Genomic DNA, 12145 nt, shown 5'->3' with positions numbered 1-12145 from the left:
TGGATATTTTTGCAACAAATTTCCCAAATACACAGTCTGTAATGGTGAAATTTTCCTCAAAAAGCAGGAAGGAGGACATATGGTGTTATCTTGGTATGTCATCATTCCCATTATTTTCGTAATGGCAGTCGCTATGTATACCGACCTACGCCGCCGTCTCATTTACGACTGGCTGACGCTTCCGGGAATTGTATATTTTCTCGTTCTGCATGCATACCTTCATCCAGAGAAATGGCTGACTTATGTGATGGGAGTTATTGTGCTGGGGGGAATTTCATTACTTATGGCGGTGATCAGCAACGGCCAGATGGGCGGAGGAGATATTAAGCTGCTCGCTTTGGTCGGCGCAGCGGTTGGATGGCAAGCGGGGTTGGTCGTGCTCGTGCTTACGTATCTGCTTGCGGGAGTCAGTGTGCTTCCCATGTGGGCCATCGCCAAAATGACAGGCAGGATGAAGCTCGGACGAGAGATCCCGTTGGCTCCATTTGTCGCGGGTGGGACCAGTATCATGCTGGTCATGATCATGTATTCCTAGTGCCTTTCTCATAAGTTGGTGGGTTCAGAATCTTGGCAATAAAACGACAAAGTATGAACATGAATGGATTTTTCGGAAAAGAGAGGGAATCTTCTGATGTTGGAATCAAAACGTAGGGCAATTATTTTTCTTGTATTATCGTTCCTACTTGCTGCACTTGCGGGCTTTCTGTTTCTGCAAAAAATCAAGGATTTGAATGCGCAACTGGGTGAAATGGTGGAAATATACGAAGCAAATGCAGATATTCCATCTCGGGCACTGATTCAACCCGACCAATTGACGGTAAGGGAAATCCCCAAAAAGTACGCGGATGATTCGTACGTTATCGATAAAGCCAGTTTGAAAAATCAAGTTACGATCGTTCCTTTGTCAAAGGGAGACGTCATCACCAAAAACATCATGAAGCCAGCCAATGTTGTGCGGGACCAGAACAACAGGCTCGTAACGGTGTTTTCATCGAACAATGTCGTCTTTGACCAGGAGCTGGAGGCGTTAGATCGGGTGGACATCATCATCTCGCATGAGGTGAACGGGAAGCCAATGACGGAAGTGTTCATGAAAGACGTGCCAGTCGCGATGGTGGCCAAATCGGAGAACAGCTTCAAGGGGGTAGCTCTTGAACTGCCGTTTGAGGAAGCGCCGAAATTCATTCACCAGCAGCATTATGCCCAGATGGTTCGCATTTTGAAAGCGAATGTGGGCAAAGGAGACTTGGGTATTCCCGATCCGTTTGTGGAGCCCAAGCCGGAACAGGCAAAACCGTCTGGCAAACCGGCTGAAGCGAAGCCTGCGACACCGCCTGTCACACCACCAGCAGCAGGGCAGCCGGCAGTACAGACACCACCGACGGTTCCGGCCCAGCCTCCAACGAAACCAACTTCGGTACCACCACAGCCAACTAATCAACCACCGAAAACCGGAGGGTAAGTCATGAACAAAGATATGAAGATTCTCGTCGTTGCGGATTACGACTCTGTAAAAGACATGCTGAGGGACATTTTGACCCCGTATGAGCAAGTGCGCTACACGACTTCCATCGAAGTGAAAAAAGAAATTGACCGGATTGGACCCGATGTCGTTTTGCTTGTGCAGCCAGAAGACGGAGCAGGAGTAGAGCTGGTGCAATACATACAAGGCGAGCTCCCGGAGGGCATCCTCATTTATCTTACGGAAAAACAGGACTTTGTCCTGCTGCGAGATGTCGTTCGCGCGGGTGCGGTGGAATACATCGTGATGCCTGATGAGCTCAACCTGTTATCCGATCGTCTCGACAAAATATCAGATTTATCTCAGATCAAACAGAGAAAAAAGGGCACAGATGCATCCGGCAAAGCTTTCGTTCGAGGACGGGGAAAGGTGTACTCCTTTTACAGCGGAAAAGGGGGAAGCGGACGAACCCAACTAGCAACGGGCTTTGCACAAGCGTTGAAGCTGGAATCTACGGCCAGTGTGCTGCTCATCGATCTCAATCTTCAATACGGTGGAATCGAAACCTTCTTGTCCTTTGACAACAACCGTACATTGGGCGATCTCATGCCGGTTATGGACGAAATCAACGAATTTCATATTCGCAATGTAGCCCAGAGGGAGAACCATTCCAAGCTGGAGGTACTCGTCAGCCCGCGTGATGCCGAGACGGCGGAGAATATGTCCGAGGCATTTGTCACCAGGTTGATCCGCGCTAGCCGCCGCAGTTATGACTTTGTGATTATCGACCTGCCAACACATATGAACGAGCTTACCTTTGCCGCTTTGTCAGAGTCGGACATGATTTATTACGTGATGAATCTGGACACACCGTCCGTTCAAATTTACCGACTCGTGGAAGACCTGTTCCGACGTCTGCGAATTGATACCGCAGGCAGGCTCGAGGTGATCGTCAATCAGGTGGGAAGGGATAACGAACTGAATGTGTCTGATTTGAAAGGATTATTCACCGCACCGATTACTGCTGAAATCAGCAGAGATCATCAAGGAGTGCAAGCGGCTGTCAATCAAGGCCGACCATTGCAAAAGGAAGCGAATGAGAAGAAGCTCTCCCCGGCTGCGAAAGACATCCGAAAATGGGTACTCAAAAAACTGTCATAAAGAGGAAGTTCAAAAAGGTGGGAGTTAGATGGCTTTATTCCGACGAAAGCAAGAGCAGACAGCGCCAGGGGATGAGGCAAAGCAGACGACACTCGCTGCCACATTAGCAGCTCCTTCCTTCAATCCGTACATCGACGAGCTGGCTGAGCACTACAAGACCCGACTCTTGCGGGAGACCAATCTGGAGAGACTGACCAGCCTTCGTTCAGATGAGATGCGTCTCGCAATCGAACGTCTCGTCTCCCAATACATGTCGGAAGAAAAAGTAGTCATTCCGCGAAATGAAAAGGATATCCTGCTGACTCGTTTGATCAATGAATCGGTAGGGCTTGGTCCACTTGAACCGCTGCTCGCCGATCCGGAAATCACGGAGATCTCGATTAACGGACACAATCTGGTATACATCGAGAAACGAGGAAGGCTGGAATTAACCGATTTAAAATTTCGCGACGAGGAACACTTGCGGCATATCGTGGACCGGATTGTGGCACCGCTTGGACGACGAATCGATGAAAGCTCGCCGATGGTCGACGCCCGGCTGAAGGATGGAAGCCGCGTGAATGCTGTCATCCCTCCGATCAGTCTCAATGGCACACTTGTTTCGATCCGTAAATTTCGCAAAGAGCCTTTCTTGATGGATGATCTGATGCAATTTGGTTCTTTCAGTCAACCGATGTCTCAGTTCATTCAAGCCGTGGTGGAAGCCAAAATGAACGTGCTGATCTCTGGCGGTACGGGTAGTGGTAAGACGACGCTGCTGAATGCGACAGCAAAAGCTATTCCGCACTATGAACGTGTCATTACCATTGAGGATTCGGCCGAGTTGAAGCTGACTCACCCCAACTGTATCGGGATGGAGGCACGCCCGCCCAATATGGAGGGAACAGGGGAAGTCACGATCCGTCAGCTCGTGCGAAACTCCCTGCGGATGAGGCCAGACCGCATCATCGTCGGGGAGGTACGGGGTGCAGAGGCATTCGACATGCTGCAGGCCATGAATACCGGGCATGAAGGATCACTTACCACTGTCCACGCCAACTCACCACAGGATGCCTTTAACCGTTTGGAAGGGATGGTCGTTATGGCCGGGATGGATTTGCCCTCTACGATTGTCCGTGAATATATCGTCAGTGCGCTGGATATCATCGTCCAGGTCACACGCCTGTCAGACGGAACACGTAAAATCGTTTCGATTTCGGAAGTAGCGAAAACGGAAGATAAACGAGTGGAGGTCAACGAGATTTTTCGTTTCCAGCGGAAGGGGATTGGCGCGAAAGGAGAAGTCCTTGGCTACTTTACGGCAACGGGGGTGATCCCGCGGTGCTTGGAGAGGCTCCAAGTTTTTGGAATCAATCTGGATGAATCCATATTCAGGGCGGAAGGAGGGAAGCAACGTGACCATGCCCATTCTGTTTAGTCTCGCGGTGTTGTTTGGCATCTGGGGCATCTACGAGTATCTCGGTTATCGGGCCAAGAAGACCGAATGGAAAAAGAAAGCGGAAGAATGGTTCGAAGTGAAGGGAAAACGAAAAAGCGTCGTCATCGTTTGGGGAGATAAATTTGACCAGACGCCCTATGCCAAGGAAATCCAAAAAAAGCTGATCAAAGCGAACTTTCCGCTTGCTCCCTCGGAGTTTTACGGAATTTTGATCGTAGGTACCATGGTGCTCGCCTTCTTGCTCAGTAACATCGTGAATATTTCTTTTCCTTTTAACATTATGATCGGGGCAGTGGTGATGTATCTCATACAGAACGTGCTGTTCTTTGTCCGACGCAACAAATACCAGGAGCGATTGAATGAACAGTTGTCCGAAGTTTGTCGCCTTTTGGCCAACTCGCTGCGTGCAGGTCTTACGCTCTCGCAGGGGATCTCACTGGTAGCCAAGGAGATGAATTATCCCGCTGGTGATGAGTTTAGTCGCATGGCGCGTGAGCTGCAGCTAGGCGTCAGCTTTGACCGGGCGCTCTCTGATATGGAAAAACGAATTCCGACGCGAGAATTCCGTATCTTTACTGCTACCCTGCTGATTCAACGGCGCGCAGGGGGGAATTTGAGCCAGGTGCTGCAAGAAATGGCGGAGACATTGGAGGATCGCCGCATCGTGAATCAGGAAATCAAGACGATGACGGCAGAACAGCGATACGTCTCTATCTTGGTGCCGATCATGCCAGTTGCCCTGGTGCTGATGATGAACATGATGAACAAAGGCTTCATGGATCCGTTGTTTTCCGGATTTGGTCTTTTTCTTCTGGGGTTGTTTGTAATCGGAACACTCCTGTCCTATATCCTCGTAAAGAAAGTGACCAACATAAAGGTGTGAAAACATGGATGCTCTCATAATTACATGCGTGTTCTTGTTTCTATTGCTGTTTGCCATCTGTTTGAAGGAGTGGTATCGCTACTCCATCGAGAAGCAAAAGCTGCTCGCCCATGTCCATGAGATGAGCGGGCACAAAAATTACGGCGTTCGCAAGCAGGAAACCTCATCCGAGCGCCTGGTCAAACGATTGCTTCGGTACGGAGACGACTATGCTGTCATGGGGCAGCGCATCAACTTTTTCAGTGAGTCGCATGAGGTTGAGGATTGGTTGCTAAAGGCTGGGCGACCGCTAGATTTGACCGTGGCCCAATTCCAAGGGGTCAAAATTTTCATGGCTCTGCTCGGCATTATTGCCGGCACGCTGTTTTTCATTCTTCGCTTTCCCTTCTCGCATCTAGGTTTGATCGCTTGGCCGTTGATTGGCTACTTTTTGCCCATCCTTCTGTTGAAGAAAAAAGCGCGCGATCGTCAGCAGCAGCTTCGCTATGACCTGCCTGAATTTCTCGACACCGTAAGCGTGACGCTTCAGGCGGGGGTGAGTCTCGATCAGGCTTTGCGCGAAGTCATCAAGTTTTTTGAAGGGCCGATTCGGGAAGAGTTTTCTCGATTCAATCAAGAGCTGGATCTCGGTGTGCAGAGGGAAAAGGCGTATGAACAATTGCTGCGAAGAAACGACAACCCGGAGTTTCAAATGCTGATCAAAGCGCTCATTCAGGGGATGCGCTTGGGGGTGCCGATTGCCGTCACGTTCAAGGCACAGGCGGAAAACATGCGGAGAATCCGCAAAGAGCTGATCAAGGAAAAGGCGGCCAAGGCGTCGCCAAAAGTAACCCTGATCACCACGTTTATCGTGACTCCTACAGCGATTATCCTGATTGGCGGTTTGATGGTATTGAATATTTTGGAGAACGTCAGCTTGTTTTCCGACGTCATGCCATGATCCATGGCTTCACTTTTAGGAGGTGATGCCCGTCAGCGAGATGGGAGTGCACAGTTCTTTATTTTTTCATTATCCAAATCATGAAGGGAGTAGATTTTATATGAAAAGCATGATGCTGAAATGGTATGTAAAAGGTCAGGGAGCTCTTGGAAACGAAAAAGGAGCACAGGCGATTGAGTGGATCGCGTTGGCAGGTGTGGTCATCGCTGTGTTTGGTGCGGTTATCGCCTACTTTGATACCGACCCCGCACTCGTTGGAGAATCCATTGGGGATACATTGAGCAATATCATCAAAAAATTAGACGGAAATTAATCAACCATTGAATGCTTTATTGGTGATGAGCATATGGAAAAGAGGTGGTGGAGGAATGCTTCTTCACCACCTGAACTATATGGCGCTTCATACATAGCAAGTCGAAATCAAGCAGGAGGTAGCACTTTGATGAGACTCGTGAAGGGAATAATTGCAGTGATCCTCCTGTTGAGCCTGTTAACGGCGTGTTCGCAGGAGCCGGATACACCTCAGAACACAGAGGGGCAAAATCCTTCTGTACCACCAAGCACGGAAACACCGCCTGCGCAAGGCCAACCGCCAGACCAAACAGGAGAGCCAAATCCCGAGATGACGCGAGAAGAAAAGGTAAAAGCGTTGGAGGCAATGGCACAGGAAGGAATGCCGCTAAAGCGGGAAACGACAGAGGACTTCGTCAATTCGCCGCCAGGACGTTTTTCCGGGGTTTCGTATGACAACAACAGGGAAGAAGTATTGCCTGAACTTAAAAAGTTCCCTACTGTTGAAAACCCGGACGAAGAAATGATTAACAAATACTACCTTGCCTTGTTGGGGCTGTTTGCACAGAGCTACCCTGATCCGCAACAAATCATGGATGAACTGAAAATGGCCTCATTTGGGAATCCGGACATCGATGATCCGCGGTTCAAGTTTAAAGAAAGCTACAATGTGGAGATTATCCTGGACGCGAGTGGCAGCATGGCCGCAAAATCGAACGGCAAGACGAGGATGGATGCTGCCAAAGAAGCGATTCAAGCCTTTGCTGAATCTTTGCCGGAACAGGCGAATGTCGCACTGCGCGTATACGGGCACAAGGGCAGCGGGAAAGAGTCGGATCAAGCACTATCTTGCGGCAGCAGTGAACTGGTGTACGGGATGCAGCCTTACAACAAAGAAAAGCTGCAGCAATCTTTAAATCAGTTCCAGCCTACCGGATACACTCCGATTGCCTACTCTTTGCAGGAAGCGAAAAAGGATTTAAGCAAATTACCCGGAGATAAGAACACCAATATGATCTTCCTAGTCAGTGACGGAATCGAAACGTGCGATGGTGACCCTGTCGAAGCTGCCAAACAGTTGGCCCAATCCGAGATTACGCCGATTATTAACGTGATTGGATTTGGGGTAGACGGTCCCGGGCAGCAGCAGTTGAAAGAAGTCGCAAAGGCAGCAGGAGGCCGCTATGTTCTGATTCAAGATCAGAAGGAGCTGCAGGACGAATTCAATCGCGGGAAAGAAATCGCGAACAAGTGGAAAGAGTGGAAAGCCAATGCATCCTACCAAGCCGTATCCACTCGTAGTTCTCGATCGATCGACATTAGTCACTTTGCTTTGAAATGGAGCCGTATCGCCAAACGGGAAAATCATGATCTAACATCTGCGATCATGACCATGGATGCAAACAACATGATTTCAGATGAGTTCGCCGATCGTCTGCGGAAGTTGAACGATGAGCAGCTAGAAATCGCGCAGAAAAAGGCAGATGAACTGGAGCAATTCCTGGATACCTTGAACGAGAAGTCCTATAAGGAAGCCGTGGATGCGATCAACCAGAAGTTTGCACAAAACACGAAAACAAACTAGAGACGAAATCTCCAAAAGGAGGTTTGTAAAGTGAGGAAATGGTTAAGAGGCCCAGTGGCAGCGGCTACTTTCGCTTTTCTGATTCTTATGATGAATCTGTTTCCGCTGGTGGGTCTGGCAGCCTCCATGCAGTATCAAGGACTGCAATACGAGGCCCCGAAGTGGGATCAGCCGAATCTGGAGTCGCCACAATGGGAGCAGCTCAACCCCCAAGCGCCGCAGTGGGAACTAAACCCGCAGGCTCCTGATTGGGAAAAGCTGAATCCGCAGGCTCCGAACTGGGATCGGACGAATCCGCAAGCACCAAATTGGGATCAGATAAATCCGCAAGCACCTGATTTGCAGGGGCCAAACGTCAATTACTCGAACCCGCAAGCGCCAAATGCAACTGCACCGGCACCGAATGTACAGATGCCTTCTTCTCAGCAACCCGGCGTCGATCCTGATAGCCCGAAGCCGATGACGGAGACGCTTGAATACGGTGCAGTCAAATGGACGTTCAAGGACGTCATGGGCGGTACGCTGGCATACAGCGCTGATTTGCTCATGAATGGCGAAGTAGACATGGCAGCGGGACTTCGTGGAAAAGGCTTGTTCTTGGGAGATCTGGCGATAAAAGGCCTTGATCTTGCCTTCAAGAATACGCCGTATGTAAACACAGTAACAGGCTTGGGTGTCGATTCACTCGACGGGATGAACGCGTGGGCCAACTATCAATTTGTGTTGGCGCAATTGCCGAATAACAGTTTTCGAGATATTTTCCAAGGTGGTCAGCTCACAAATTCGGCAAATCCATCCGGCGTCAGAATGCCGGGGATCGTAAAGGGCTTAAATGTGGGCGTAGCAGCGATCAGCCTTCCGTTTGACATCATGGATACGTTCGGTAGTTTTGGTATGGCGTTTGATCCGAGCCAGAATGAAGCTACACAAAATGAGAAATTTGTGGATGGCGTCGGTAATTTTGGCAGTGTGCTGATGGATGCAGGGGTCATTGCTTCTGTCATACCAGGTGGGCAGGCGGTAGGCGGTGTGCTTGTTGTCACTGGTGCGGTTTTGTGGGGATTGAGCAAACTCGTGAAGTACGCTGACAAGCTAGCCGGAGGAGCGATTACCCGTGGAATCCGGGATGGGGTCGGTAAAGCTGTTGGCTGGGTAAAATCCTTATTTGCGTAACGGAGGTCCTTGCTTATGAAAGTCGTGAATACACCACAGGTTCAGGCTCAGATCGAGCGGAATAAGCGTTTTTTAGAGAGGACAGAGCTGTATAATTACCCGGCCTACGTAGACGGAGAATATTACTACCATGTGGCGTACTGGAAATGGGGCAAAAAAGACGCTGTCGGGTACTTGGTGTTGCGACCGGATGGTGAAGTGGTTCGCCGCCATGAAGCAGAGCCCGTAGTGAAACTGTTTTTGGTGCATGCACATGCGGGGCGCAAGATTAAGAACAATCTGGCCATTGATAAGGATAAGCCGATCGAGATGTACGAGCAAAAATACGAGTATCTGAGGGCGCTTTTGCCCAGCTACCAGGATAAGATGGACACGGTGCTTCGGCAAGATGCAGAGAAGCTGATCGACGTTTGCAAAACCATGATGGAAAGCCGGGACCAGCTACGTGTCATTTATGATCGAGGGATGGATCTGCTCAATCAATTTTTCGCGCGCAACTACGTCATCGCGGGAGAAGAAACGGCATTGCGGGATGTGTTATTTGAATCCGACTACATTTTGTATGATCGTATTCGCAAACAGGTGCTGATCAAAGACTCGGTGGATCGGCTTTACCAGTTTTTCCAAGCGGATCGAGTAGAACTGGATCGGGTACAGGAGCAGAAACGAAAAAAGCTGAGCGACTTGCTCTCTGCTTATAAAGACAAAACGCTGCGAAATATTGCCAATGAATCCGTGAAGAGCTTTGAAACGCATACGACAGGGAAACATGAGTCTTTCCATTCGGTTGAACAGTTGCGGGAGGCCCACGAGAAGCTTAATATGACCATCTTGGAAAACGGGCTGATGGATAAGCTGCGAAACCCTTAACAGGAAAGGTGAGAGGAACCCATATGCATCCCTTCAAAGAAAGCATTCGTTTTTATGCACGGAACATCGAATCGTTGCTGCTCTTGTCCGCCGTGCTCGTGGTTCCATTTTTTATCATCCACAACTTTACGCTGAACTACCTGAATCTGATCGCCGCGATCACGGGCGCCAAATTCGTCGCTAGCTTTTTCAATCTGTTTTTACTTCTTCTGTTTTTGCTGATCCTCCAGATCCCTTTTGCCCAGTATGTCCAAAGTGATCTGGATGGTGATGAGCGTCCAATTCGAAAGGCATTTCGGGCATTTTTTGAACACAGCTTTTCCGTGTTTGTATTGGGGATCGTGTTTAGCTTTCTTGTCTCTACAGGAATGATGCTGTTCATGATACCCGGGTTGATTCTGATGGTCTTGTTCTATTTGACGCCGTTTTTTGTCGTGCTAAAAAAACAATCGGCTTGGCGCTCTTGGCGAGCTGCCATGGAAATGGGCAAAAAGCATTTCTTCCAAATCTTTGGCCTGTTGCTACTGGTGAGTGTGGTGGAATGGCTAATCAGTATGGCGGGCTTGTTCCTCGTCACGTCGATTACAGCGACCTTCGGGGCGGTTATGTTTATTGAGTTGTTGCTCAATGTGATTGTTCTTCCGTTTTTTGCGGTCATGTTCATGATGTACGTCAATAAATGGAAGGACGAGGCGGCAAGAGCGGAAGCGGCTGTAGCAGGGGGATTGCTGCTCGATGAAAGGTAGCTTGCAAATAAGTTCGGGAGGAGATGAGCGAAGAATGCGCCTGAAAAAGATCGTTTCCAATGAAAAGGGCTCGGTCACCGTAGAGTTTATCGCCATACTGCCGTTCGTCTTTCTGATCATGCTGATTTGCTGGCAGTTTCTTGTGGGTGTCTACGGCGTAATCATCTCTCAGTCGGCAGCAAATGAGGCGGCGAAGGTGTATGCCATAACGGGAAATTCGGGTGAAGCCATGCAAGCTGCGAAGAACGTGGTGGATGCTGCTGGAGGCTACATCTCCTACAATGGAGGCGGTATCACATGGGAAGGCAGCGGATATTTTACCGCCAAGGTCGGCGTGCAGATGGAGTTGGGGTTCCTTCCTGACTGGCTTTATATCAAAAAGGAGGACCGATATATCTCCTTTGATCGGGAAATGAAGAGCAGGGTGATGAACTAGATGGCACGTATACTGCGTCACTTGCAAAATGAACGTGGAAATATGACGATCTTCACCCTGACGATTTACTGGTTTATGTTCATGCTGGTGTTTGTTGCGCTTTTCAACTTTTCGACCATTTTTGTAGACAAGGAGCAGGCGTCGAACAGTGCGCAGCAGGCGAGTATTGCGGCGGTGAAGGATATTTATGATGAGATGGAGTGGGCTATTAAAATACATGATGCGTCACCCCAGCGGTATTATGACCAAAATTATCTCACGCTAAAACTAGGAGCTGCCAAGAGCCAGATGAGAGCATCGCACGCCGATTGGTCTCAAAGTGAAATTGAATATGGTGCGATTGACTTGGTATTGAGCAACGAATTGCCAAGCAATGTTGAGTTGCAGACTTATGTCTATGCTGGCTTGCAAACGGCAACAGCAAAAATTACTGGGGTGGTTGCCAAAGTGCTATCAGACAACAATGCAACGCTCAGCGGCTCGTCCGTCCAATTGTTCAACAGTGACAATCGGATTGAAGTAACAACTTCTGTAAAGTACGAATCGGAATCGATGGGCTTTGACTTCATTCCTGCCTATTCCGAGCAAATCTACCAGACAGGGGAAAGCAGACGGATCGGTTTTATTGATGAAGTAAGCGGATGGGCGAATCTGCGTATCCCTATGTAGGAACGGCGCGCATTGGAGGAAATGGCATGACAAGAAAGCTACAAAAAATGCAGCGGTTCTGGAATGGAATGACGGTGATCATCTATGGCGTCTTCCTGCCGCTGTCCTGTCTGTTCATGGCGTTGGGTGAAAAGCTTCCGTATGCACTGCTCTTTTTTATGTTTGCCCTTCCGTATATTGAACAGGCTGGCATGGACCATTTGCGACGAAAAGAAATGAGTCGGTGATGATCAAGTGGATGAGAAGGAAGGAGTAGGCCATGTCCAGACAGGAACGAAACTGGCAGAGCTTTTGGCGATACATGATGATTTACTTTTACGCCCTGATCGTACCGGCTACGGTCATCGGCGCATTTTATCGAGAAGAGTTTCCGTTGCAACTGCTCATACTCGCCATCGGTATGCCTTTTATCAAAAGAAACCATCTGGCGTTCATCCGAAAGAAAAACGCGGCGATCTGATCAACAGGGCAACTAGGCAAGGAGGATATGA

At 49.2% G+C, this 12145-nt stretch carries 15 protein-coding genes; all 15 read left to right on the top strand.

What is annotated here, in order from left to right; translation table 11 throughout:
• Positions 1-79: 79 nt before the first annotated feature.
• The 15 genes from ASG16_RS10115 (at position 80) to ASG16_RS10045 (ending at position 12114) form a co-directional block, all read left to right on the top strand.
• Positions 80-535 (top strand): prepilin peptidase, encoded by a 456-nt coding sequence (locus tag ASG16_RS10115; protein ID WP_056494613.1) that lies wholly within the window; start codon positions 80-82, stop codon positions 533-535.
• Positions 536-631: 96 nt separating this feature from the next.
• Positions 632-1462 carry a CpaB family protein gene (locus ASG16_RS10110; protein WP_056494615.1) on the top strand — a complete coding sequence of 277 codons (831 nt, stop codon included), beginning with the start codon at positions 632-634 and terminating at the stop codon, positions 1460-1462.
• A 3-nt stretch (positions 1463-1465) separates the two neighbouring features.
• Entirely contained in the window at positions 1466-2623 is a 1158-nt protein-coding gene (locus tag ASG16_RS10105; RefSeq protein ID WP_056494617.1) for a CpaE/TadZ family protein, read from the top strand.
• Between the two features lie 28 nt (positions 2624-2651).
• The gene (locus ASG16_RS10100; protein ID WP_056494620.1) at positions 2652-4040 is read left to right on the top strand and encodes a TadA family conjugal transfer-associated ATPase; all 1389 of its coding nucleotides are present in this window, start codon (positions 2652-2654) and stop codon (positions 4038-4040) included.
• Complete coding sequence (locus ASG16_RS10095) at positions 4018-4944, top strand: type II secretion system F family protein (RefSeq protein ID WP_056494623.1); 927 nt, start codon at positions 4018-4020, stop codon at positions 4942-4944. Before ASG16_RS10100 ends, ASG16_RS10095 begins: the two co-directional genes overlap by 23 nt.
• 4 nt (positions 4945-4948) lie before the next feature.
• The gene (locus ASG16_RS10090; protein WP_056494625.1) at positions 4949-5884 is read left to right on the top strand and encodes a type II secretion system F family protein; all 936 of its coding nucleotides are present in this window, start codon (positions 4949-4951) and stop codon (positions 5882-5884) included.
• Between the two features lie 100 nt (positions 5885-5984).
• A complete protein-coding gene (locus ASG16_RS10085; protein ID WP_056495066.1) occupies positions 5985-6197 on the top strand; it encodes a hypothetical protein in 213 nt (70 codons plus the stop codon).
• Positions 6198-6326: 129 nt separating this feature from the next.
• Positions 6327-7760: a vWA domain-containing protein gene (locus ASG16_RS10080; protein ID WP_056494628.1), complete on the top strand. Its 1434-nt coding sequence runs from the start codon at positions 6327-6329 to the stop codon at positions 7758-7760.
• 30 nt (positions 7761-7790) lie between these two features.
• Complete coding sequence (locus ASG16_RS10075) at positions 7791-8933, top strand: hypothetical protein (protein ID WP_056494632.1); 1143 nt, start codon at positions 7791-7793, stop codon at positions 8931-8933.
• Positions 8934-8948: 15 nt separating this feature from the next.
• Complete coding sequence (locus ASG16_RS10070; RefSeq protein ID WP_056494635.1) at positions 8949-9803, top strand: hypothetical protein; 855 nt, start codon at positions 8949-8951, stop codon at positions 9801-9803.
• A gap of 23 nt (positions 9804-9826) precedes the next feature.
• On the top strand, positions 9827-10549 hold the full coding sequence (locus ASG16_RS10065) for a YciC family protein (RefSeq protein WP_056494638.1): 723 nt from the start codon (positions 9827-9829) through the stop codon (positions 10547-10549).
• Positions 10539-10985 carry a TadE/TadG family type IV pilus assembly protein gene (locus tag ASG16_RS10060; RefSeq protein WP_241970732.1) on the top strand — a complete coding sequence of 149 codons (447 nt, stop codon included), beginning with the start codon at positions 10539-10541 and terminating at the stop codon, positions 10983-10985. The genes ASG16_RS10065 and ASG16_RS10060 overlap by 11 nt, the downstream gene beginning before the upstream one ends.
• Complete coding sequence (locus tag ASG16_RS10055) at positions 10986-11654, top strand: Tad domain-containing protein (protein WP_056494641.1); 669 nt, start codon at positions 10986-10988, stop codon at positions 11652-11654.
• A gap of 26 nt (positions 11655-11680) precedes the next feature.
• On the top strand, positions 11681-11881 hold the full coding sequence (locus ASG16_RS10050; RefSeq protein WP_235617602.1) for a hypothetical protein: 201 nt from the start codon (positions 11681-11683) through the stop codon (positions 11879-11881).
• A gap of 32 nt (positions 11882-11913) precedes the next feature.
• Complete coding sequence (locus tag ASG16_RS10045) at positions 11914-12114, top strand: hypothetical protein (RefSeq protein WP_056494647.1); 201 nt, start codon at positions 11914-11916, stop codon at positions 12112-12114.
• The last annotated feature ends 31 nt before the right edge of the window (positions 12115-12145 follow it).

Origin of the sequence: Brevibacillus sp. Leaf182 (assembly GCF_001423865.2) — a bacterium.
GTDB classification, from domain to species: Bacteria; Bacillota; Bacilli; order Brevibacillales; family Brevibacillaceae; genus Brevibacillus; species Brevibacillus brevis_C.
This window is presented reverse-complemented; position numbering and strand designations above follow the sequence as displayed.